A 21651-nucleotide genomic window follows, 5' to 3' on the forward strand; every position below is an offset into this window, starting at 1 on the left:
TTCCCACCAGGTTAGGACAGGCCATGGCCCCAGGACTCGCGGGCGTCGACCACATCGTGGTCCTCATGCTCGAGAACCGCTCGTTCGACCACATGCTCGGGTACCTCTACCACTCCGCCGGGAACATCTCGCCGAGCGGATCACCGTTCGAAGGCCTCACGGGCTCGGAGAACTGCCCCGGCCCAGACGGCAAACCCGTGTCCGTCTACCCCATCACCCCGACAACGCCGAACGCCAATTTCATGCCCGGCGCGGATCCGGGCGAGGGCTTCGCCAAGGCCAACAACCAGCTCTTCGGGACCACGAACCCCAGCCCCGGTGCGGTTCCCTCAATGACCGGATTCGTGACCGACTACGCCCAGGCCATCAAGGACAACCAGGCCAAGAAGTGGTACGTGGTCCCAGGCACGGCGCCCGGCTGGATCATGGGGTGCTTCGCCCCTGAGACGCTGCCGGTGCTCAGCGGCCTCGCTCGCGGTTTCGCGGTCTGCGACCATTGGTTCAGCTCCGTGCCCACGGAAACCATGCCAAACCGGGCCTTCACCTGCGCGGCGACGAGCCAAGGCCACATGGACGACGTGACGAAGTCCTACACTGTGCCGAGCATCTTCGGGGCCCTCGCCCAGCACGGGCTCGCATGGAAGATCTACGGTTACAGCAAGCCTCCCCTCACGCGACTCAACTTCCCGGACACACAGAAGGCGGTCGCCCCCAACATCGGCCTGTTCAAGGACTTCCAGGCGGACGCGGCTGCTGGCACGCTCCCCGCGTTCGCCTTCGTCGAGCCGAGCTGGAGTTCCGCCGGCAACAGCCAGCACCCCAACTACAGCATGGCCGCCGGAGAACAGCTCATCCTCGACACGTACCGCGCGCTGCGCTCTGGGCCAGCGTGGGGCAAGACCCTGCTGATCGTGACCTACGACGAGCACGGCGGCTGCTACGACCACGTCCCCCCGCCCTCCGGCGCAACCCCGCCAGACCCCTCCCCGGGCGAGTTCGGCTTCGACTTCACCCGCTTTGGCCCGCGGGTCCCCGCCGTCCTCGTGAGCCCGCTCATCCCGGCCGGGACCGTGTTCCGCGTGCCCACGGGCTCGATGCCGCTTGACCACACGAGTATCCTCGCAACCGTCGAACGCCGGTTCGGGATCCCGCCCCTGACCCGTCGCGATGCCGCGGCACCCGACATCGGCGCCGCCCTCACGCTCTCGGCTCCCCGCACGGACGACCCGCTCGCCGGGGTGTCGGCGCCCCCGGCGCCGCCCATCCCCGCCGCGCTCGTGGCCACGCCGTCGCATCTGGCAGAGGTGCGGGATGAGCTTGCGGCACGGTTCGCGCCATCCGCGTCAGAAGGGTGAGGGGCGCACGACGGCGCCCGCTCGCCGTCGTGCGTCCGACGTTCTGGCTCCGCAGCACCCGGCCCTGTGCCTTCCTGCTCGGATGGGGGCGCGGCCTCGGCGTGTCATCGCTCGACTCGCCGACGGCACGCCCATCCCCCACGCCCGTCCGAGCAGGAAGGCACGCACGGGATGGAACGCGCGGGAATGCAGAAGCGATGCTTGAATGTTCAAGTGAGTATGGACTTCGGTATCTTCACCTTCGGCGAGCTCACCCGCGATCCCTCCGGCAACACGCGCCCGGCGGCAGAACGCATCGATGAGACGATCCGACTGGCCAAGCTCGCGGACGAGGCCGGCCTCGACATCGTGGGACTCGGCGAGCATCATCGGCACGACTTCGCGTTCTCTGCGCCCGAGATCGTCCTCGCGGCGATCGCCCGGGAGACCAAGCGCATCAGGCTCACCACAGCTGTCACCGTCCTCTCGACCCAGGACCCCGCCCGGGTCTTCGAGCAGTTCGCGACGCTGGACATCGTCTCGAGCGGCCGCGCCGAGATCATCGCCGGGCGCGGCGTGTTCCCCGAGTCGTTCCCGCTCTTCGGCTACGACCCCGCGAACTACGACGCGCTCTTCGAGGACAAGCTCGAGCTGCTGCTGCAGATGCGCGAGCAGCCGAACGTCACCTGGCCGGCCAATGGTGCGGACGGTTCCCCCGCCGCCAAGCGCGCCCACCACGCGCTACGCGATGCCGCCATCGCGCCGCGCCCTGTCCAGGAGCGCCTGCCGATCTGGCGCGGCGTGGGCGGCACGCCCTCGAGCTTTGTCCGCGCCGGCCAGGCTGGCCTCCCGCTCTTCCTCGCGCTCCTCTCGGGCCACCAGCACTTCGCCCGCCTCGTGGACCTCTACCGCACGGCCGGAGCGCAGGCCGGCCACGCGGCGTCGACCCTCAAGGTCGGAACCGGGAGCCACTTCTTCGCGGCGCCCACGTCCCAGGAAGCGCATGACACGTTCTACCCGCACTACGCCGCGTACATTGAACAGAACATGCCGCGACCCGCAGGCAGGTTCCCACGCGAGCACTTCGAGGCGTGGGCCGGGCCGGGCGGCGGCCTGCTCGTAGGCAGCCCCGCCCAGATCACCGAACGGATCCTCGCGACGCACGAGGCGCTCGGCACGAGCCGGTTCATGGCCCAGGTGGGCCTCGGCACACTGCCGTTCGCCGAGACCGCGGCTTCCGTGGAGTTGTTGGCCACCGAGATTGTGCCCGCGGTAAAGAAGGCCCTCGGCGAGAACTGAGGCGGCTAGCGTAGACGGCATGACTTCAGGCGCCGGACGCTTCGCCCCCAGCCCGTCCGGGGAGCTGCACGTGGGCAATCTCCGCACGGCGCTGCTCGCCTGGCTCTTCGCCCGCTCCACGGGCCGCCGGTTCATCCTGCGGATCGAGGATCTGGACCGCGCCCGCGCGGGGGCCGAGGAAGTCCAACTGCGCGACCTCGCCGCCGTCGGCCTCGACTGGGACGGCGAGGTGGTCCGGCAGACCGAGCGGGGCGCGTTGTATGAGGACGCAATCGCCCGGCTCTCCGCCGCAGGCCTCACCTACGAGTGCTACTGCACCCGACGCGAGATCCAAGAGGCCCCGAGCGCCCCGCACGCGCCGCAGGGCGCGTACCCCGGGAGATGCCGCGACCTCACCGAGGCGGAGCGCGCACGACGCCGCGCGGAACGGCCGGCGGCCCTGCGCCTACGCGCCTCGGTCACCGAGTGGACTGTGACGGATGTACTGCACGGGCAGTACTCGGGCGTGGTGGACGACTTCGTGCTGCGCCGCAACGACGGTGTGGTGGCGTACAACCTCGCGGTGGTCGTGGACGATGCCGCCCAGGGCGTCGACCAGGTAGTCCGCGGCGACGACCTCCTCTCCTCTGCTCCGCGCCAGGCCTACCTCGCCAGCCTTCTCGGCGGCTCGGTGCCCGAGTACGCGCATGTTCCCCTAGTGCTCAACCCCGCGGGCAAACGGCTGGCCAAGCGCGACGGCGCCGTGACCCTGGCCGCCCTGACCAGCGCAGGGGTAGGTGCCGAGCGGGTGACGGCGTTGCTGCTCGAGTCCCTCGGGCTGCCACCCACGCCGCAGGGAGCGCTCCGGGCATTCCAGCCCGGAGCGCTCCCCCGCGAGCCGTGGATCCTGGACCCGCAGGAGCTGACTCCCAGGACGTGACCTCTGAGCTCAGCTCTGCATCGTGAACCGCGCTGCCGTGCGCTCGCCGAGCCACGGGACACGGTACAGCGCGCTGAACGCGGCGTTGCGGGCGGCCATGAGCCCCGCCGGAAGCCCCCGTCCGAGGGCCATGTTGAGCCTGGCCTGGCGCGCGGCGAGCCGGGCGGCGCCCAGCCGCTCGCGCTCGGCAGCCCCCCACAGCTCGGGCCAGGTGGAGCCCGGGCGGCCCCCAGATCCAACCCTCACCTCCGCGGCAACGAGCGGCGCGAAGGCTTCCGCGTCGAGCCAGCCGAGCGTCATGCCCTGGCCGCCAATCGGGCTGACCTCGTGCGCGGCGTCCCCCGCGAGAAGAACGCGGCCGAGGCGCATCCGCGCGGCGAGCCGCTCCGTGACGGTGAAGGCGCTGAGCATCGTGCACGTAGCGGGGTCGAGCCGCGAGCCTGTGCGCTCCTCGACGATCCGGGCAAGGTCCCGAGCGGAGGGGTCGACGGCCGGCGCGTCGAGGTGCAGGACCCATCTTCGCACCCCCGCTGGAAGGGGGAACGACTCCACGATGCCGCCCGGCTCAAGGTGCAGCACCGCTCGCGGCCCGTCCTCTGTCGCATCGGTGAAGTCGCCCATGAGGTAAGCGTCCTTCAGGGAGGTGCCGTAGACGGGGACTCCCAGACTCGCGCGGAGCGCCGAGCGCGCGCCGTCCGCCGCGACGAGCCAACGCCCGCCGATCCGCGCCCCACCCTCGCAGCGCACGACGGCGCCGTCCTCCTTCCGCTCTGCCCGCACCGCGCGCACGCCCTGCCGCAGGGCCCCAGGAGCGAGCTCGGCGAGGCGGGCCTCGAGCGCGTCCTCAACGGCCCACTGGGGCACAGCGAGCACGGGCGGATCAAAGCACAGGCGTGCTACTTCACGGGTCCGGCCTGAAGCGCGAGACCGCGCAACCCCCTCACGGATCCGTACGCCCTGCTCGAAGAGGGCCCCCGCGACACCGGCACGGTCAAGCACACGCAGCCCCGGCGGGTGGATGCCGATAGCCCGTGAGTGCCTCGTCCGTTCGGTGCGGGCCTCGAGCACGCGGACGTCGAGGCCGGCCTGGGCGAGCAGCACGGCGAAACACAGGCCCGCGGGGCCGCCGCCCACCACGACGGCGTCATGCTCCACGACTCCTGCCCCGGCTAGGACAGGACCCGCGTCATGAGTGCCGTCTCCACGGTCAGGCCCGGGCCGAACGCCATCGCACACACGCGTTCGTCGCCGTTCGGCGGGAGCGCGAGGATCCTTTCGAGCACGAACATGACAGTAGCGCTGGACATATTGCCGAACTCACGCAGCGTGTCATAGGCGGGCGCGGTCTGGGAGTCGGAGAGTGCCAGGCGCGCAGCGACCTTGTCGACGATGCTGCGGCCCCCGGGGTGGATGGCCCAGTGTTCGATCTCCGCGTGCGGGCGCCCCCCAAGGGCCGCGTCCCGCGCGAGCAGCGGCTCGAGGGCGCCGGTGATGTGGTCGTCGATGATGTGCGGGACGTAGGTGCCGAGGACCATCTCGAACCCCTGGTCGCCCACGTTCCAGGCCATGGTGTCCTCGCCGACCGGCGTCAGCGTGGTCTCGAACGCGTCGAGGCTCAGCGCGGGCCGGGCGAGCGGGAGGTCACGGGCTGTGATGACCGCCGCCGCGGCGCCATCGGCGAAGAGGGACGCACCGAGGATCGTGTCAGGATCGTTGGAACTGCGGACGTGGAGCGAGCACAGCTCGACGATGGACACGAGCACCACGGCGTTCGGGTCCGCGTCGCAGAACGCCTTGGCCATGCGCAGGGCCGGGAACGCTGCGTAGCAGCCCATGAACCCCAAGTGGAACCGCTGGACGGAGGGGCTCAGGCCAAGGTCGCGGACAATGCGGTAGTCCGGGCCGGGGTTGAAGAAGCCCGTGCAGGAGACGGTGACGACGTGGGTGACGTCCTCAGGCGCGATTCCGCTGGCGTTCTCAAGGGCGCGCCGCGCGGTGTCCGTGAACAGGGGCGTGGCCTCGCGGACAAAGAGGTCGTTGCGGGTCTTGGTGCTGGGGGTCAGGATCGTGCCTGTGGACGAGTCGAAGAAGTCCGGGTCGTGGTCGGGACGGTCCCACGAGAACTCGGCGACGGCGGAGTAGCGCGTGTCGATCGCGGCGGCGTCGAAGCACGTCTTGACCAGACGCTGCCCGAGGCGTGTCAGGCCCTCCTGCGCGGCGAACACCTCACGCGCTTCGGGCTGTTTGAGCACGGTGGACGGCACTGCGGTTTCGAGGGACCTCACCAGGACAGGCATGGGCCATTCTTCCCCCAGATTGGGGTGGGGAAACAAGGGGTTACGCAGAAGCCTTCAGAGCGCAGCCGCATCCAGGGGCGGGCGGCGGCTAGAGCACCCCCGCGGCCTCGAGCTGCGCCGCGAGTCCTGCACCGTCCGGCGCCGACGTCCAGACGACGTCCGGGCGGGGGGTGGCCCCGTCGCCGTCGTGCGTGGTACCGCCCGCGAAGACCGCCTGCCCCGGGGACAGCTCCCGCACCGCGACGGCGGCGACCGATTCCGGATGCTCGGCGGCGAACTCGGCGTAGATGGACTCGTCATGCTGGCCGTTGTCCCCGATGAGGAGCCAGCGGATGTCCGGGAACTCGGCAGCGAGCCGCATGAGGTTCTCGCGCTTGTGCTCACGGCCTGAGCGGAACCAGCGGTCGGGAGTCATCCCCCAGTCCGTCAGCAGGAGCGGGCCAGCCGGGTACAGGTTGCGGCCCAGGAAGCGCTGGAGGGTCGGGGCCGCATTCCACGGCCCCGTGGAGAGGTACACCATCGGCGCCTCGGGATGTTCCGCGGCGAGCCGGTCCAGCAGCACGGCCATGCCCGGCGTCGGCGTGCGGGCCCGCTCGCTCAGCACGAACGTGTTCCACAGTGCCAGGAACGGGCGCGGGAGGGCGGTGACCATCACTGTGTCGTCGATGTCCGAGACCATCCCGAACCGTGCGCCCGGATCGACAATCTGGACCTGGGCGGTAGACGGCTCCGCTCCGTCGGCGCTCATGCGCACCTCGTGCCAGCCCGGCTCGAGCTCAACGTCCACAAGCGCGTCCACGACGCCGCCCCCGTCCGCGCGCACGACGGCGCGGCTCGCCCCGATCTCGACCCTCACCTCGGCGTGCTGGATCGGCACCGACGTGAACGAGACCCAGCCGCGGAAGTTGTTGAACGCGTCCTGCGCCCCGTGTAGGCCCGGCCTCGAGTAGAGGACACGGCCGAGCACCCGCACCCGGCGCGTGGAACCATATCCGCGGTAGGCGACAACCTGCGCCACGTAGTCCCCATGCCTCGCCTGCCGCGTGCGCAGGTCATTCCACGCCTGTCCGAGGCGCCGCGCCACATGGAAGAGGGGCTTGAGCCGCGGGGTGCCCGCCCGTTCGGCCGCGGCATCGGCGTCCTCGACGTCAGAAGTCTGAGGGCCGGGGGCGTGGAGGACGCCATGGGAGTACTGCGCTGTCATGGGTCCACTCTCCCACGGCGGAGGTGCGTAGATCACACTGCCCGCTCATATCTCACGCGCGCGCAAGTTCCTCGATGTCCTCGAGGAAGGCGGCCGCGACGTCCTCGCTCACGGTCGTCTTCGTCTCGGCGATGGCCTCGAGGTAGTCCTCCGTGCTGGGGCCGCGCCGCACACCACTAACGAAGGCTTCCCCTGCAGCGGCGCCGGAGACGCCCTGGGCGACCAGACCGGCGTCGTCCGCGGGCTCCCGGTGCAGGGCGCCACCCGCCGCTGGCGAGCCCGCCATGCCGAGCACGGGCGCGGGCTCCGCCGCGTAGACGGCCTTCTCGAGGGCACGCTGGGACGCCGACCGCGCGGCGAACTCGATGTCCGCCGGGGAGAAGCCCTCGGTGCGGGCCACCAGCGCCTCCACATCCACCTCCGCAAGGACCGCCTCGGGGATGAACCGCTCCCACATGGACCGGCGGGCCTCCGCATCCGGCAGGCCGATCGGGATCACGTAGTCGAAGCGGCCGTGCCGCAGGAACGCGGAGTCGAGCGCCCGGATGAAGTTCGTCGCGCAGACCAGGAGCCGGCCCGGCTGCTCGCGGAACGCGGGGATGATTTTGAGCAGCTCATTGGTGACGCCCTGGTTGGGGCTCGGCGGGTCTCCCGCGCGGTGGGAGGCGATTTCCTCGACCTCGTCCAGGAACACCACGGCGTGCTCGAGTTCGGAGATCTCGAGGAACGTCTTCCGCAGGGCCCCCGCGAGCCCCTCGGGATCACCGGCGAGGCGTGAGGGGAACACCTCGACGAACGGCCACTCCAGCCGGGACGCAATCGCCTTCGCGAACGTCGTCTTGCCCGTCCCGGGCGGACCGAACAGCACGACGGCGCGCGGCGGCACCACCCCGAACTCGTCCGCGAGCTCCGCCTGGGCCAGGGGCAGGACGAGCCGGCGCTCGAGCAGCTGCTTCTCCCGCTTCATGCCCGCCACCCGGTCCCACAGGTCCCGCGGCAGCACGCGGCCGCCCAGCTGTGCGAGCGGCTCGAGCTCCGTGCGGGCCACCGGGATCTGCCGCTCGAAGAAGCGCAGGTTCTGCACGTCCTTGAACCCGCGGGAGAGGAACGCCTCGAGCCGCGTCTCGGTGTCCGGCATGAGGGCCGAGAGCTTGGTCAGGCCCAGCGGGGCCATGCGGTTCTCGAGCGCAGCGAGCAGCGCGGTCCCAATGCCCCGCGAGCGCCACTCAGGCAGCGTGGCCAGGAAGACGATCCAGCCCTGCTCGTGCGCGGCGCGTCCCACCGCCGCTCCGACCACGTCCTCGCCGTGCAGGGCCACGACAGCGACGTCCTTCTGGCAGGATGCGAGCACCTCCGAGAGCGAGTACACGGGCTCGATCCCCGAGGCCGTCATTGCACTCCAGAGCAGCAGGATCCCGTCGAGGTCCGAGGGGTGGAAATCCCTGATCCGCCACGTGGTCATGGGGGCTCCTTCGCGCGTCATGGATGCTGAGGCGAGTCTAGCGACGGCAGGTGGCGCGGAGGTTGCGAACAGCGTCCGCTCGTTCCCGTGACGGGCATTCCGTCCCAGCGCGTCGTGTGCAACACGCCGCGCTGGGCAGTGCTTCACGCGCCCAGCTGAGCAGGAACGGACGGCCGTCGCGCCGCTAACGTAGCCAGGCGCCAGCGGTGCCGAACAGCGCGAGCGTGCCGCCGGCCGCCCACAGGAGTCGGCGGCCGTGCGCCCGCATCACGGCGGTGTGCAGGGTGCCGAAGGACATGCGGGTCGCGGACGGGTCATCCGCGGGGGCGCTCGCGTGGCCCCACGTGGCCGGCTCCGCCGCGAGCGCTGCCAGCTGCTCGGCGTCGGCCTCCTCCAACGCCTTGGCCTGCTTGGTGAGCCAGCGGCGCAGCTGCCCGTCCGTGACCACGGCGGCGCCCTCGGCGGGACGGCGGATCGTCACCCGGCGCGGGGCCACGAGCACGACGGCGCCCCGCACCGGGACCTCCCGTCCAGCCGCATCCCCGAGGATCTTCGAGACGCGCTGCGCCTCGTGGGCCGAATTCCGCAGGTACTTCTGGTGCTGGCCGTTGACCATGAGGACGCTCCCGGCAACCCAGACGTCCTTGCCTGCGTGGTTCTTGGTATTGAGGGTGAAGACGCCGCCGGGACCGACCACGAGGTGGTCGATGTCCGCGCCGCGCGTGCCCACGGGGATCGAGTGGAGCACGTGCCACTCGGGACCGAGCTTGGCCAGTGCCCGGGCCACGCGCATCTCCCCGACGGCGCCCGCGTACCAGCTGCGGGCCTCGGGCGCTAGCGGGTTGGCTCCGAACAGTTTCGCGAGGCCCCGGCGGCGCGGTGTGCCGGACTGGAGTCGGAGCGTCTCGACCATGACGGCCTGCCCTGCGACGCGTGCCCTGAGCGGGCCGGTCATGAAATCCACGGTGGTCCCCTTCGCCGTGCTGACAGCGCCCCCATGACGCCTCGCACACAAGCCTAATCGTGCTCAGGCGTCCGTCATGTTCAGGCGCCGGCCAGCCGGACCTGCGAGGATCGGGCCATGAGCATCGTGAAGATCAACGCCATCACCGTCCCCGCCGATTCGGGCGACGAGCTTGCCCGCCGCTTCGCCGCGCGCGCCGGCGCAGTGGACGGTGTCCCCGGCTTCGAGGGCTTCGAGCTGCTGCAGCCCACGGACGGGCGCAACGTGTGGCTTGTGGTGACGCGCTGGGCGGACGAGGAGAGCTTCGAGGCCTGGAAGAACTCGGCCTCGTTCGGACAGGGGCACGGGCGTCCGGGCGCCGCAGAGGGTTCCGCCGCCCACGGTTCCGACGCGGCCGACGGCGCCGCCGCACCTGCCGCCGGCCAGCGTCCCGTGGGCGTCTCGGCCGAGCTGTGGAGCTTCGAGCCCGCGGACCTCGGGAAGTAGGTTCACTCATCGGTGAGCCGCCGTAGCACCTCGAGGTCCCGGATCAGACGGTCGTAGCGGGCTGGGCCGAGCTCGCGCCGCCACTCGGCCTCGATTCGTGCGATCTCAGCGGCCGCTATGGCTGTCGCGGCCGCGCCGCGCGGTGCCACCCGGACGAGGCTCGCCCTTGCGTCCGTGGGGTCTGGGACGCGCTCCACGTACGCACCGTCCTCGAGAGCCTGAACGAGCGCGCTCGCGGTCTGCTTGGTCACCTTGGCGCGGTCCGCCAGCTCAGTGACCCGGGAGCCGGCCTGCGAGATCCGCTGGAAGACGCGGGACTGGGCCATCGTGATGTCCGTGAAACCGGCGGCGGCCACCGCCTCGTACACGCGGTCCTCGAGGGCACGGTAGGGAATGTACAGCAGCAGGCCGATATTGAACGCCACCCCTTGATTCTAGTCAGTCTCCCTGACCATAATCAGTCAGGACTTCGTACTTCTTTTCACTCCTTCCAGAATGACGTCTTCCAGGGGGTGCCCGATGGACGGCAACGAGCTCTGGGGCCACATCCACACCGAACGCGCGGCGCTCGCGAGCCTCCTATGGCGGCTCCCGCCCGAGCAGTGGAACGTCCCGAGCCTCTGCCCCGGCTGGCGGGTCCGGGATGTCGCGGCGCATATCATCTCGGCCCCGCAGACCACGCCGTGGGGCGCCGCGGCGGCCGTTATGCGCGGGCGCGCGGACTTCAACCGGATGGTCCTCATCGAGGCCCAGCGCCGCGGATCGCGGCCGGTGACCGAGATCCTCGGCGACTACCGGCGGTTGGCCACCACGCGGCGTCGTGCGCCCGGAACCGGCGGCACCACCCCTCTCCTCGACGTCCTCGTCCACACCCAGGACATCGCGATCCCGCTCGGCCTCGAGCACCGCATGCCTGTCGACGCCGCCGCAGCCTGCGCCGACCAGGTGTGGCGGGTCGCCTTCCCGTTCAACGCACGACGGCGGCTAGCCGGCTTCGGCCTGCGGGCCACCGACGTGGACTGGCAGTCCGGGAACGGGCCTGCCGTCGAGGGGCCGATGGAGGCCCTTCTCCTGCTGCTCACCGGGCGCCGGGCGTGGCTCAGCCGCCTGGCGGGTCCGGGCTCAGCATCCCTGAAACCCTGAGGCTGCCCGAGGAGGCCGCCATGAACCTCATCACCCAGCTCGCCGCGGGCCTGTTCGCCCTGACGCTCATCTCCGTGGGGATCCTCGAGATCTTCTTCCACGGAGACCAGCGCTTCCGGCCGATCTTCTACGTGGACCCAGGCACCGAGGGCGCAGTCCGCATGTGGGCGCAGAACATCGGGGCCGTCAACATCGTCACGGCCGCGGGGATCGCTGCAGGGCTCTGGATGGCCAACGCCGTATCGGGCGCCGCGCACGCGGCGGGGATCGGGATCGTCCTGTACGCGCTCGGGGCGAACCTCCTGCTCGGGCCGTGGCTCGGCATCACCGAGCGGCGGCTGTGGGGAAGCGCGATCGGGCAGGCGGTACTTCCGCTGGTCGGGCTCGTGGCGTTCGTGGTGGCCGGCTGAACCTGCCCGTCCGCACGAGCACGTCGCGCGGTTCGTCCGGGGCCCCGCTCAGCCGTGGCGGTCAGCCGTGCCGGCGTCTCAGGGCCAGGGCGAGCACGGCGGCGACCGCGGCAGCGCAGGTCATGACGAGGGCCATCGGCACGGCGGTGTGCTCCCCCGCGAGGCCCGAGAGCGGTGAGACCACCGCACCGAAGACGAACTGGGCGGCGCCCAGCAGCGCCGAGCCGCTGCCGGAGACGTGCCGCACGGCATCGAGGGCGAGGGCCGAGGAGTTGCCCATGAGGAAGCCGACGCTCGTCACGGCGAACCAGATCGGGATCGCGAGGAGCCAGTGCGGCACGGGCAGGAGCGCCACGGCGAGGATGGCGACGCAGAAGACGAGGAGCGCCGGGGCTGCTAGCGCAACGATCCGCTGGGCTGGGACGCGCCGCACGAGGCGCGACGAAATGTACCCCGCAGAGATGAGGCCCACCGCATTGAATCCGAACAGCATGCCGTACACGAGCGGAGACAGGCCCATCACCACCTGGTACACGAACGGCGAGGCCGGAATGTACGTCATCATCGCCGCGAACGAGGTGGCGAAGAGCCCGGCGTACCCGAGGTAGCGCGGGACGCGGAACAACTGGGCGAAGCCGCCGAGGATGCCGTGTTCGCCGCGCCGCTCGGGGGGCAGCGTCTCGCGGAACACCGTGAAGACGCTGACTGTCATGAGCAGGAACAGCGCGGCAAGGGTCCACATGATGCCGCGCCACCCGATGGGGTCCTCGAGCAGCGCGCCGATCGACGGCGCGATCGCGGGGGCAACTCCGGCCACGGTCATCATGAGGCTCATGGTCCGGGCAGTCTCTGCGCCATGGGTGAGGTCCACGATGATGGCCCGCGCGATCACGATGCCCGCCGCGCCGAGGAACCCCTGCCCGAAACGCGCCCCGATGAGCACCTCGAGGTTCGGCGCCAGCGCCGCGACCGCAGACGAGATGATCGCCCCAACGGTACCCACGAGGAGCGGCCTCAGGCGCCCGAACTTGTCCGAGAGCGACCCGAACGCCAGCTGGCCTGCGGCCATGCCGACGAGGAACCCCGTGAGCGTGAGCTGGACTCCGGACGCGCTGGCGACGAACTCCTGCTGGACGCGCGGGAAGCTCGGCAGGTAGAGGTCGGTGGCGAGCGGGGCGATAGTCGCGAGGAACGCCAGGACCAGAACCCACGGCGCCCTCAGTCCGCCCTGCCGGTTCAGAGCGCGGACGGGCATGGCGGAACGGTTGAGACGTCAGGCATCTGCCTAGACTACGGGTTCCGCATACTACCGCGCCCAGTCAGGGGTATTGGCGAGGGCGTCGGGATGCTCCTGGACGTACCGGCGGAGGCCGCCCTTGCGCGGGACCCTGACGGGCTCGGGCCAGCGGGGCAGGAGATGGTCGCCGAGCGTCACCCCGCGGATCTTGCGTCCGATGAGAGGCACTACCCAGTCGTTGAGCCACGTGCGCTGGGCCGCGATCCACTCCCGCGGACCACGCCGGAGCGGGGGCTCCCACTGGCGAGGCTTGAATGCCTGGGTGTAGCCGAGCTGGTCGAGTACCTGCCGGGCAAGGAACTTGTGGCCCGCCTTGGACATGTGCAGCCGGTCCGAGTCCCACATGCGCCGATCGGCGTACTCGTCGAAGCACCAGTAGTCCACAAGGACCGCGTCGAATTCGCGGGCCAGAGCCCGCACATGCTCGTTGTACTGCCGGTTGCGGCGCTTCAGCGGCTCGAGCAACGGGTTGACCTTGACGTCGTATCCCGTGAACAGCACGAGCATTGCCCCCGTGTCGGCGAGGGCGCGGACGAGCTCCTCGTACTGGGTCAGGAGCGCGTCCATGTCCGTGCCGACGTCGAGGATATCGTTCCCGCCCGCATAGAGGGTGACCAGTGTGGGCTCCATGGCGAGCGCCGGGCCGAGCTGGTCCGCGACGATCTGGCGCAGCCTCTTGGAGCGGACCGCGAGGTTCGCGTACTCCCAGCCCTTCTCGGACTTGGCGAGCTTCTCGGCCACGCGGTCCGCCCAGCCGCGCACGCCGTTGGGCAGCATCGGGTTCCAGTCCCCGACGCCTTCAGTGAAGGAGTCGCCCAGGGCGACGAATCTCTTCTGGCTCCCGCGACTGCTGCCATCCACCTCGCGAGTCTACGGATGGGACGCCACTGGCAGGCCACGATCGGGTGAACACCTGTTGACGATGGGGTCCCCCGGCCCAGCGGCGCCCCATCTTGGCTCAGGCTACTTGACGCACGGGATGCCGCCGCCAACGAGGGCGTCGGACCAGTCACCGGCATTGAAGGTCGATGACGGAGACGGCGAGGGCGGCGCAGGAGCCGGGGCAGGCTTGGACTCGGCCTGCTGGGGCGAAGCGGCGCCGCCGGGCCCCGGGGCACGCGCGGCCTCGGACGCCTGCGGAGCGGGCGCCGCCGCCGAGGATGCCGGGGCCGAGGACGCCGGGGCCGAGGACGCCGGTGCCGGAGCTGGCTTCGGGTTCAGCAGGTCGGCGACCTGGGCCTGGATCGCCTTCTTGTCCACGATGTTCACCGACTCGCCCGTATCGCTCCACCCGAATTCGACGATCGGGAGGGTCACGAATTTCGTCTTGTTCTCGGTGAGCTGCTTGGCCTTGAGCCCCAAGTCGATGAGGTTGAGGCCCTGGTCAACTGCCATCTTGTCCTTGAGCGCATCGATGATGCCCGTGACCTTGCCCATGTCCGTGAAGGTGCCCTTCTGCTTGAGCTGGGTCGCAAGCGAGGAGATGAACGCCTGCTGGCGCCGTGAGCGGTCGAGGTCGCTCAGCTCGACGCCGTCGCCGGACGTGTCCCGCCGCTGCCGCACGAAGGCCACGGCCTGCTGCGCGTTGAGCTGCTGTTGGCCCGCCTTGAAGTCGGCTCCCGAGTAGGAGTCCTTCGTGGCCTCCTGGAGGCACACCGTGATCGGCGCGACAGCCTTGGCGACCGAGAGGAACGCGGACATCGTGACCTCGACGAAGTGGTCGACCTTGATGTTCAGGAAGTCCTCGACTGTGGCAATCTCGGCCTTCCGGCCCTCGTCGCGCGCGGCCTGGTAGATCTGGTCCTGGCCCTTCCCGCCCGGGTTCGCACTCAGGGTGTGCAGGGCCTGGTCCATCGCATAGCCGTAGGCCTGCTTGACCTTGCCCTGCTTCATGCCGTCGGGCGCCCCGGCGAGGTCCACGTAGTCGTCACGCGGGATGGAGATGACCGTGGCCTGGCTGCCGTCCTTGGGCACGTGCAGGACCATGAGGGCGTTGCTGTTGTAGCCGCCGTCGTCGGCCGAGCCCGAGTGCAGTGCGTCGTATTCCTCCTGGCCGAGCGGCTTGCCGTTCTCATCGAGCCGGGAGTCGAGGCCCATGAGCAGGATATTGACGTCCTGGTCGAGGCCCACCCCGCCGCTGAGCGCCTCAGAGCGGCGGATCCCGTTGTCGAAGCTGAAGTAAGTCGCCACAACCCAGATCCCCGCGCCGAGCACGAGCGCCACAGTGACGATCCCTGCCAGGACGGCCACGCGGCGTCGGCGGTAAGTCCACCGGCGGTCGTAGGCCAGTGACTTCTGGTACAGGTTGCGGTAGGGCGCGTCGTCAGAGCTGCGCATGCGGCGTACCTCCCGGGTGGTTGGGGCGCCCCTGGGGACGCGCTGGCCCACCGTAGCGGGCCAAGCTCGGAACTTGCTGAAGGGCGCCTGAACACCAACCCCCGACCGCGCGCACGGTGACGGGCAGCCCCCGTTCAGAGCGCAGGGCGCGGACGGTACCGCGCACGAGCGCGTTGCCGCGGCCCGCGGTCTCCTCGACGACGGCCAACGCTACCCCCGCGACGGCGAACGCCAGGACCGCGACGATCCCCGCCACGAGGGCGAACAGGGTGGCCTCCGAGGCGAGAGCAGCGACAGCGCGGACGAGAAGGTCGGCCTCGCGGCCTGCGACGCCGGCGTGGGCCCTCGGACCATGCGGCGCGAATCCGGGGGCGAGCACGTGGGCGGCCGAGAGGTCCCGGACCGCGAGGGCCGCAATCACAAGCCCGAGCACGAGCAGCGCCGGCGGAGCGATGAGGATTGCAGTGCGGCGGCGTCCGACGACGGCTGCGCGCACGAGGGCAATGATGAACAGCATGGCGAGTACCTCGGGCTCAGATCGAGTGCATCCGGCGCGAGAAGCGCGGCCGTTCGGTCCGCGGGTACCTCTCCTCGTAAGACCTTCGGCACTTCGCGTCGTGACCCCGTACGCAGTGTTGACGACGGGGAGCCAATCGGAACCATCCCTTAATCCGGGATGGCCTGTCCTGACCCTTGGCGTCTCTCGACGTTCCGGGTCGCTGGCCTGTGTCCGCGAAGGAGCCTCAGCTAACAAGTGGCGCCTTGCGGCAACGACTTTACAGGAGGCGGAGGAGCACCACCAAATCAGCGCAGCACGATGTCCGCCGGGTCTCGGCGGGAACCGCCGGCACCCATCCCCCGTTGAACCACCAGAGGCTGCTTGGTCCACAGGGACGGGGATTAAGTATTGTCGGCGGCCCGCGACATAATGGCCGTGGCTGGTCTCGGGGGAACCGCTCCTGAAGGTTGTGCAGCCTACAGATTGCCGCCCGGCACCCCGGGCCCGAACCAGGAGCTCTGCGCCCTACGTGTTTCTGAGAACCTTCGGCTGGTCCTTCGGCGTGAGCGCCGTGGCACTCGTCGTAGCCTTCCTCTATGGGGGGCCGCAGGCCCTCTTCCTCGCGCTCGTCCTCGGTGTCCTCGAAGTCAGCCTGAGCTTCGACAACGCCGTGGTGAACGCCCGCATTCTCGAGCGGATGACCCCGTTCTGGCAGAAGATGTTCCTGACCGTGGGCATCGTCATCGCCGTGTTCGGCATGCGCGTGCTGTTCCCACTGCTCATCGTCGGGCTCACGGCCAAGCTCAACCCCGTCGAGGCCGTGCAGCTCGCACTCGCCAAGGGCCCCATCGACGAGCCCGGGAGCTACGCCTACATCCTCCACCACGCCCACCCGCAGATCGCGGCGTTCGGCGGCATCTTCCTGCTCATGATCTTCCTCGACTTCTTCTTCGAGGAACGTGAGATCACCTGGCTGCGGTGGTTCGAGATGCCCCTCGCGAAGGTCGGGAGGATGAACGGCGCTTCGCTCGTGGTCGGGCTCTTCGCCCTCGCCGTCATCGGCCAGCTCTCCGGGCCCGAACTGCAGGGCAGCGTGCTCATGGCCGGAATCTTCGGCATGGTCACGTACTTCCTCGTCCAGGGCCTCGGCGAGCTCTTCGACACGGATGCCAGCGGTGAGATCGACGCCGAGGACATCCCCACCGCGGCTGGCGGCACCCACGGCAAGGGCTCGAGCAAGGCCGTGCAGGTTGCGGGCAAGGCAGCCTTCATGCTGTTCCTCTACCTCGAGGTCATCGACGCCTCGTTCTCCTTCGACGGCGTCATCGGCGCCTTTGCCATCACGTCGGACCCGATCATCATCGCCCTGGGCCTCGGCCTCATCGGCGCGATGTTCGTCCGCTCACTGACCGTCTACCTGGTGCGTCAAGGCACCCTCGACGAGTTCGAGTACCTCGACCACGGCGCCCACTGGGCCATCGGTGCCCTCGCCGTCATCCTCCTCATCACGATTGGGGTCGAGGTCAATGAGGTGGTCACCGGCCTCATCGGAGTGTTCTTCATCGGCGCCGCCTTCATCGGCTCGATCCGGCGGAACAGGCGCAAGGTGGCCGAACCGGAACACGCGCACACTACCTGACCGAATCGCACCAACCGCACCCCCATAGGGACAACATAAGGAGCAACACTGTGGGACTGAGCTTGCAGAAGGGCCAGGGCCTCTCGCTGACCAAACAGGACGGCTCGGGCATGTCCCAGGTCCGTCTGGGCCTGGGCTGGGATGCCGTGGAGCAGCCGCGCAAGGGCTTCCTCGGAAGCCTCTTCGGCGGCGGCGCCGCTGAGATCGACCTCGACGCCTCGGCCATCCTCTACAACGCCAACCGCCAGGCCCTCGACACCGTGTTCTTCAACCAGCTCGCCAGCAAGGACGGGTCCATCCGACACACGGGAGACAACCTCACCGGCGCCGGCGAGGGAGATGACGAGACGATCATGGTCAACCTGCCCGGGGTTAACGGCGCGGTCGAGCACATCGTCTTCGTCATCACGAGCTACTCTCAGCAGACCTTCAACCAGGTTCAGAACGCCTTCTGCCGTGTGGTGGACGACTCGGTGGCGGGCAGCCCGGAGGTGGCGCGCTACACGCTCACCGAGCAGGGCCCGTACACGGGCATGATCATGGCCAAGCTGTCCCGTGAGGGTGCAGGCTGGAAGTTCACAGCCGTTGGCCAGCCGGCCAACGGCCGCACGGTCGGCGACCTCGTCGGGGCCTCGGCCGCCGTTCTGTAGCACACGCGACGACAAAGGAGCACCGTGGCAAGCCTCACCCTCAGCAAGGGCAGCAACCTCTCCCTGACCAAAGCGGACCCTGGCCTCACCCGGGCCATGATCGGCTTGGGCTGGGACCCGCGCACCACCGCGGGCGAGATGTTCGATCTCGACGCGAGCGCCCTGCTCGTCTCGGCGCGCGGCAAGGTGCGCAGCAACGACGATTTCATCTTCTACAACCAGCTCGAGGCCAAGGACGGCTCCGTCATCCATCAGGGTGACAACCGGACCGGCGAGGGCGAGGGGGACGACGAACAGATCCTCGTCGACCTCACGAAGGTCGCGGCCGATGTCGAGAAGGTCGTCATCGTCGTCTCGATTGACCAGGCGGAGGCCCGCCGCCAGAACTTCGGCATGGTCCGCGGCGCGTTCTGCCGGGTGGTCAACGAAGCGACTGATCAGGAGATCGTCCGCTACGACCTCACCGAGGATGCCGCGAGTGAGACGTGCATGGTCTTCGCCGAGATCTACCGCAACGGAAGCGAGTGGAAGTTCCGCGCCGTCGGGCAGGGCTATGCGTCGGGCCTGCATGGCGTCGCCACCGATTTCGGCATCGTCCTCGATTGACCGCAGAGAAGGAGCACTGACATGGCAGGACTGACCCTCTCCAAGGGCGGCAACCTCTCCCTCACCAAGACGGACCCCGGCCTCACCAAGGCGATCGTGGGCTTGGGCTGGGATCCGCGCACGACGACGGGTGACGCCTTCGACCTCGACGCCTCGGCACTGCTCGTGGGCGCGAGCGGCAAGGTCCGCTCGGATGCCGACTTCATCTTCTACAACCAGAAGCAGACGCCCGACGGCTCGGTCACGCACCAGGGCGACAACCGCACCGGCGAGGGTGAGGGCGACGACGAGCAGATCAAGGTCGACCTTACGAAGGTCTCCTCGGATATCGAGCGCATTGTCATCGTGGTGAGCATCGATCAGGCGGACGCGCGCCGGCAGAACTTCGGCATGGTCCGCTCCGCGTACTGCCGCATCGTGAACGAGGGCACCGACGCCGAGGTGGTCCGCTACGACCTCTCCGAAGACGCCGCGGCCGAGACCTGCATGATCTTCGCCGAGCTGTACCGCAACGCGGGCGAGTGGAAGTTCAAGGCCGTCGGCCAGGGTTATGCGAGCGGGCTGGCCGGCGTTGCCGCGGACTTCGGCGTGAACCTCGGCTGACACAGCACCCCCGGCAGCAGCCCCACGTCCCACAGCAGCCCACCCACCCACCCTTAGGAGCTTTCGCGATGTCCATCTCCCTGACCCCTCCGGACCCGACCGAGGCCGAGAATGCCCTCGTGCTCCAAGCGCCCGAGCCTGCCCCCGTGATCAAGGAGGAGCAGGCACCCGGCATGGTCCCAGTCGGCAGCGAGCGCCAAACTGAGATCGCGAGCCAGGCCAAGGCCTTCGTAGCAGAGATCGCGGCGATGGACTCGCGCAGCCCCGAGTTCCAGCAGAAGGTCGAGGGCCTCAACCGTTTCGCCGGGCGGGAGATGATCTCGTCGTCGGACGCGTCGAACCGCATGCTCGAGCGTTCGAGCACGTCCCGCGCGGGCGCGAAGAAGGCCGGCGACAGCGCACAGATGTACGTGGCCTCCACGCTCGGTGAGCTGCGGACCACGGTGGAGGACCTCACGCCGAACCAGGCGGACCTGAGCGTGGGGCGGAAGATCCTGGGCGTGATCCCCGGCGGCAACAAGCTCGCGCGGTACTTCCAGCGCTACGAATCTGCCCAGACCCAGCTGGACAAGATCATCAAGTCCCTCATGGCCGGCCAGGACGAGCTCATGAAGGACAACGCGGCGCTCGCGCAGGAGAAGGCGAACCTGTGGGAGACCATGCAGCAGCTCTCGGAGTACGCTGTCTTCGCCCAGGAACTCGACAAGGCGACCGTGGAGAAAATCGACGAGGTCCGGCGCAGGGGCCAGACCGAGCACGCGCAGCAGCTCGAGTCAGACGTCCTGTTCCCGGTGCGCCAGCGCCGTCAGGACATCCTGACCCAGCTCGCGGTGTCGGTGCAGGGCTACCTCGCGATCGACATCATCCGCAAGAACAACAGCGAGCTCATCAAGGGCGTAGACCGCGCGCGCACGACCACGATCAGCGCCCTGCGCACGGCCGTGATCGTCGCGCAGGCGCTCGCCAACCAGAAGCTCGTGCTCGATCAGATCGACGCCATCAACACCACGACGAACAACATGATCATGCGCACCTCGGAGATGCTCAAGGACCAGACCGGGCGCATCCACCAGCAGGCCGCCAGCTCGGGCGTGTCGGTGCAGACGCTCGAGAAGGCCTTCGCGAACATCTACCAGACGATGGACGCGATCGACACGTTCAGGTCGCAGGCGGCCAAGAACATGGAAAGTACGGTGCAAGCACTCGAGACGGGGCTCGAGCGGTCCCGCCCGTACATCGAGCGCGTCCGCAAGCAGGAGGGCAACGCGGGCTGAGACCTCAGTCCTCGACGAGGTCCTCGTCCTCGACGTCCTCCTCGACGAGTTCGTCGTCATAGTCCACGACCGCGTCGTAGACGGAGTCGAGCGCGGCGACGGGGACGTTGACCATGCCGTCGCCCGTGTCGACGAGGCCAAGCGCCTCGAGTTCCCGGATCTGGGCCACGAGAGCCTCGGAGAGGCCCTTCAGCTGCAGGGACGCGTCGGCGCCAAGTTCCTCCTCCACTCCGAGGTCCTCACCGGGTTCGGTGCGCCCCTCGCCCAGGGAGGCGACATCCGCGAGGGGGAAGGGCTCCTGGCGGACCGCAGCGGCAAGGATGGTGGTGAGGACCGCGGAGGTCTCTCCTTCAGGGGTGCCCGGCGCTCCGTCCGTGCACGCAGCCACGACGATCTCGGTCCCGAGGAACTGCGCTTCGAGGCGCCCGAGGCCGTCGCTCTTGCCCAGGTCTGCCGCCCCCTCACCGGGGCGGGCCACCCCGCCGGTCACATCGATGAGCTCCGCGTTGGCCATGGCCTCCCAGAGTCGTGCGGCACGCGCCTCGGACCCGACGCGCTCCGCGGCGGCGGCCAGCGCGTCCGGGTCGAGACCGGCGTCAGGCGTCGTCTCCCGTTCAGGACCGAGCCAGTCGAGCAGCGCCAGAGCGTGGCCCACAAATGGTGCGTTGGCAGCGAACTCGGCGGCCTCTTCCTCGCTCGGCTGGGGCAGGTCGGCGCGCGGGCCGCTGTCCACAATCCCCCCGAGGGCCTCCGCCTCCGCGTCGAGCACCTCGGCCACGGCCTCGAGCTCCTGGGCGGTCCCCTGCCAGCGCCCAGTCTCCTCGAGGAAGCTCAGCCAGTCGATCAGGGTGCCCACCACGTACCGCTGGTCGTCCACCGCGCTGGCCTCGTCCTCTGCGGCCCCGGCAACGTCGTCGAGGAACGGCGTCAGGAAGCCCGCTACGTGGTCAGGGTCGAGGCGCAGCGACGGCGCGCCCTTGCCGAGGCTGGTGACGACTGTGATGAACATCTTCACCACCAGCAGCTGCCCCGCCGCGAACGCGGAGAGGTCATCCTCGCCGCGTGAGGCCCACGCGATGTACTCCGGCGTGAGGCCGTCCACCATGAGGTCCACACTGCGACGCCGGCGCTCATAGTCCCCCAGGGACGTGGCGGAGCCCGGGCGGGTGTTCTTCGGCTTGCGCGTGCGGCTCTTCGGCATGAGACGAGCCTACGCTTTCCGGCGCAC

General features: G+C 69.5%; 22 protein-coding genes and 1 riboswitch. Of the genes, 11 read left to right on the forward strand and 11 right to left on the reverse strand.

The genetic code is table 11. From position 1 onward, the window contains the following. The first annotated feature begins 23 nt into the window (after window positions 1-23). From LF262_RS07705 to gluQRS, 3 genes are all read left to right on the forward strand, one after another. Entirely contained in the window at window positions 24-1355 is a 1332-nt protein-coding gene (locus LF262_RS07705) for an alkaline phosphatase family protein (RefSeq protein ID WP_235779718.1), read from the forward strand. Between the two features lie 219 nt (window positions 1356-1574). After that, window positions 1575-2633, forward strand: a complete 1059-nt coding sequence (locus LF262_RS07710; RefSeq protein WP_235779927.1) for an LLM class flavin-dependent oxidoreductase — start codon at window positions 1575-1577, stop codon at window positions 2631-2633. Between the two features lie 19 nt (window positions 2634-2652). Next, window positions 2653-3552, forward strand: a complete 900-nt coding sequence (gene gluQRS, locus LF262_RS07715; protein WP_235779719.1) for a tRNA glutamyl-Q(34) synthetase GluQRS — start codon at window positions 2653-2655, stop codon at window positions 3550-3552. A 9-nt stretch (window positions 3553-3561) separates the two neighbouring features. Here gluQRS and LF262_RS07720 read toward each other — a convergent pair whose 3' ends face one another. The 5 genes from LF262_RS07720 to LF262_RS07740 all read right to left on the reverse strand — a co-directional run bounded on the left by LF262_RS07720 (window position 3562) and on the right by LF262_RS07740 (window position 9470). Beyond that, the gene (locus tag LF262_RS07720; protein WP_235779720.1) at window positions 3562-4707 is read right to left on the reverse strand and encodes an FAD-dependent oxidoreductase; all 1146 of its coding nucleotides are present in this window, start codon (window positions 4705-4707) and stop codon (window positions 3562-3564) included. Window positions 4708-4721: 14 nt separating this feature from the next. Next, window positions 4722-5849, reverse strand: coding sequence for a type III polyketide synthase (locus LF262_RS07725; RefSeq protein WP_235779721.1), 1128 nt, complete (start codon window positions 5847-5849; stop codon window positions 4722-4724). 88 nt (window positions 5850-5937) lie between these two features. Next, window positions 5938-7053: an App1 family protein phosphatidate phosphatase gene (locus tag LF262_RS07730; protein ID WP_235779722.1), complete on the reverse strand. Its 1116-nt coding sequence runs from the start codon at window positions 7051-7053 to the stop codon at window positions 5938-5940. 52 nt (window positions 7054-7105) lie between these two features. Continuing rightward, the gene (locus LF262_RS07735) at window positions 7106-8515 is read right to left on the reverse strand and encodes an ATP-binding protein (RefSeq protein ID WP_235779723.1); all 1410 of its coding nucleotides are present in this window, start codon (window positions 8513-8515) and stop codon (window positions 7106-7108) included. Window positions 8516-8699: 184 nt separating this feature from the next. Beyond that, window positions 8700-9470 carry a nuclease-related domain-containing protein gene (locus LF262_RS07740; protein ID WP_235779928.1) on the reverse strand — a complete coding sequence of 257 codons (771 nt, stop codon included), beginning with the start codon at window positions 9468-9470 and terminating at the stop codon, window positions 8700-8702. A 126-nt stretch (window positions 9471-9596) separates the two neighbouring features. Between LF262_RS07740 and LF262_RS07745 the strand changes: the two genes are divergently transcribed. After that, complete coding sequence (locus LF262_RS07745) at window positions 9597-9965, forward strand: antibiotic biosynthesis monooxygenase family protein (RefSeq protein ID WP_235779724.1); 369 nt, start codon at window positions 9597-9599, stop codon at window positions 9963-9965. Window positions 9966-9967: 2 nt separating this feature from the next. Here the strand turns inward: LF262_RS07745 and LF262_RS07750 are convergent, their stop codons facing one another. After that, the gene (locus tag LF262_RS07750) at window positions 9968-10390 is read right to left on the reverse strand and encodes a MarR family winged helix-turn-helix transcriptional regulator (RefSeq protein WP_235779725.1); all 423 of its coding nucleotides are present in this window, start codon (window positions 10388-10390) and stop codon (window positions 9968-9970) included. 94 nt (window positions 10391-10484) lie between these two features. Between LF262_RS07750 and LF262_RS07755 the strand changes: the two genes are divergently transcribed. Both LF262_RS07755 and LF262_RS07760 read left to right on the forward strand, forming a co-directional pair. After that, complete coding sequence (locus LF262_RS07755; protein ID WP_235779726.1) at window positions 10485-11108, forward strand: maleylpyruvate isomerase family mycothiol-dependent enzyme; 624 nt, start codon at window positions 10485-10487, stop codon at window positions 11106-11108. Window positions 11109-11128: 20 nt separating this feature from the next. Continuing rightward, a complete protein-coding gene (locus LF262_RS07760) occupies window positions 11129-11518 on the forward strand; it encodes a DUF1304 family protein (protein ID WP_235779727.1) in 390 nt (129 codons plus the stop codon). A 61-nt stretch (window positions 11519-11579) separates the two neighbouring features. Here LF262_RS07760 and LF262_RS07765 read toward each other — a convergent pair whose 3' ends face one another. From LF262_RS07765 to LF262_RS07780, 4 genes are all read right to left on the reverse strand, one after another. Beyond that, on the reverse strand, window positions 11580-12773 hold the full coding sequence (locus tag LF262_RS07765) for a multidrug effflux MFS transporter (protein WP_235779728.1): 1194 nt from the start codon (window positions 12771-12773) through the stop codon (window positions 11580-11582). A 51-nt stretch (window positions 12774-12824) separates the two neighbouring features. Continuing rightward, a complete protein-coding gene (locus LF262_RS07770) occupies window positions 12825-13676 on the reverse strand; it encodes an SGNH/GDSL hydrolase family protein (RefSeq protein ID WP_308190508.1) in 852 nt (283 codons plus the stop codon). Between the two features lie 102 nt (window positions 13677-13778). Next, window positions 13779-15152 carry an LCP family protein gene (locus LF262_RS07775; protein WP_235779729.1) on the reverse strand — a complete coding sequence of 458 codons (1374 nt, stop codon included), beginning with the start codon at window positions 15150-15152 and terminating at the stop codon, window positions 13779-13781. Continuing rightward, window positions 15139-15669 (reverse strand): hypothetical protein, encoded by a 531-nt coding sequence (locus LF262_RS07780; RefSeq protein ID WP_235779730.1) that lies wholly within the window; start codon window positions 15667-15669, stop codon window positions 15139-15141. The genes LF262_RS07775 and LF262_RS07780 overlap by 14 nt, the downstream gene beginning before the upstream one ends. Window positions 15670-15732: 63 nt before the next feature. After that, a riboswitch (M-box (ykoK) riboswitch) is annotated at window positions 15733-15914 on the reverse strand. A gap of 266 nt (window positions 15915-16180) precedes the next feature. On the opposite strand from LF262_RS07780, the gene LF262_RS07785 reads away from it, so the two are divergent. The 5 genes from LF262_RS07785 to LF262_RS07805 all read left to right on the forward strand — a co-directional run bounded on the left by LF262_RS07785 (window position 16181) and on the right by LF262_RS07805 (window position 20423). Then, window positions 16181-17290, forward strand: coding sequence for a DUF475 domain-containing protein (locus LF262_RS07785; protein WP_235779731.1), 1110 nt, complete (start codon window positions 16181-16183; stop codon window positions 17288-17290). Between the two features lie 50 nt (window positions 17291-17340). After that, on the forward strand, window positions 17341-17940 hold the full coding sequence (locus LF262_RS07790) for a TerD family protein (RefSeq protein ID WP_235779732.1): 600 nt from the start codon (window positions 17341-17343) through the stop codon (window positions 17938-17940). Between the two features lie 24 nt (window positions 17941-17964). Continuing rightward, the gene (locus tag LF262_RS07795) at window positions 17965-18546 is read left to right on the forward strand and encodes a TerD family protein (RefSeq protein WP_235779733.1); all 582 of its coding nucleotides are present in this window, start codon (window positions 17965-17967) and stop codon (window positions 18544-18546) included. Window positions 18547-18567: 21 nt separating this feature from the next. Next, a complete protein-coding gene (locus LF262_RS07800) occupies window positions 18568-19149 on the forward strand; it encodes a TerD family protein (protein ID WP_235779734.1) in 582 nt (193 codons plus the stop codon). A gap of 68 nt (window positions 19150-19217) precedes the next feature. Continuing rightward, window positions 19218-20423 (forward strand): toxic anion resistance protein, encoded by a 1206-nt coding sequence (locus LF262_RS07805; protein WP_235779735.1) that lies wholly within the window; start codon window positions 19218-19220, stop codon window positions 20421-20423. A 4-nt stretch (window positions 20424-20427) separates the two neighbouring features. On the opposite strand, the gene LF262_RS07810 is transcribed toward LF262_RS07805, so the two are convergent. Then, window positions 20428-21624 carry a hypothetical protein gene (locus LF262_RS07810; protein WP_235779736.1) on the reverse strand — a complete coding sequence of 399 codons (1197 nt, stop codon included), beginning with the start codon at window positions 21622-21624 and terminating at the stop codon, window positions 20428-20430. Window positions 21625-21651: the final 27 nt, after the last annotated feature.

The organism is Sinomonas notoginsengisoli (assembly GCF_021554725.1).
GTDB classification, from domain to species: Bacteria; Actinomycetota; Actinomycetes; order Actinomycetales; family Micrococcaceae; genus Sinomonas; species Sinomonas notoginsengisoli.

Bases quoted from the DNA above. Each gene is read 5' to 3' on its own strand.
- LF262_RS07705 (WP_235779718.1), top strand. From the start codon at position 24: ATGGCCCCAGGACTCGCGGGCGTCGACCACATCGTGGTCCTCATGCTC.
- LF262_RS07710 (WP_235779927.1), top strand. From the start codon at position 1,575: ATGGACTTCGGTATCTTCACCTTCGGCGAGCTCACCCGCGATCCCTCC.
- gluQRS (WP_235779719.1), top strand. From the start codon at position 2,653: ATGACTTCAGGCGCCGGACGCTTCGCCCCCAGCCCGTCCGGGGAGCTG.
- LF262_RS07725 (WP_235779721.1), bottom strand. From the start codon at position 5,849: ATGCCTGTCCTGGTGAGGTCCCTCGAAACCGCAGTGCCGTCCACCGTG.
- LF262_RS07730 (WP_235779722.1), bottom strand. From the start codon at position 7,053: ATGACAGCGCAGTACTCCCATGGCGTCCTCCACGCCCCCGGCCCTCAG.
- LF262_RS07735 (WP_235779723.1), bottom strand. From the start codon at position 8,515: ATGACCACGTGGCGGATCAGGGATTTCCACCCCTCGGACCTCGACGGG.
- LF262_RS07740 (WP_235779928.1), bottom strand. From the start codon at position 9,470: ATGACCGGCCCGCTCAGGGCACGCGTCGCAGGGCAGGCCGTCATGGTC.
- LF262_RS07745 (WP_235779724.1), top strand. From the start codon at position 9,597: ATGAGCATCGTGAAGATCAACGCCATCACCGTCCCCGCCGATTCGGGC.
- LF262_RS07755 (WP_235779726.1), top strand. From the start codon at position 10,485: ATGGACGGCAACGAGCTCTGGGGCCACATCCACACCGAACGCGCGGCG.
- LF262_RS07760 (WP_235779727.1), top strand. From the start codon at position 11,129: ATGAACCTCATCACCCAGCTCGCCGCGGGCCTGTTCGCCCTGACGCTC.
- LF262_RS07765 (WP_235779728.1), bottom strand. From the start codon at position 12,773: ATGCCCGTCCGCGCTCTGAACCGGCAGGGCGGACTGAGGGCGCCGTGG.
- LF262_RS07775 (WP_235779729.1), bottom strand. From the start codon at position 15,152: ATGCGCAGCTCTGACGACGCGCCCTACCGCAACCTGTACCAGAAGTCA.
- LF262_RS07780 (WP_235779730.1), bottom strand. From the start codon at position 15,669: ATGCTGTTCATCATTGCCCTCGTGCGCGCAGCCGTCGTCGGACGCCGC.
- LF262_RS07800 (WP_235779734.1), top strand. From the start codon at position 18,568: ATGGCAGGACTGACCCTCTCCAAGGGCGGCAACCTCTCCCTCACCAAG.
- LF262_RS07805 (WP_235779735.1), top strand. From the start codon at position 19,218: ATGTCCATCTCCCTGACCCCTCCGGACCCGACCGAGGCCGAGAATGCC.
- LF262_RS07810 (WP_235779736.1), bottom strand. From the start codon at position 21,624: ATGCCGAAGAGCCGCACGCGCAAGCCGAAGAACACCCGCCCGGGCTCC.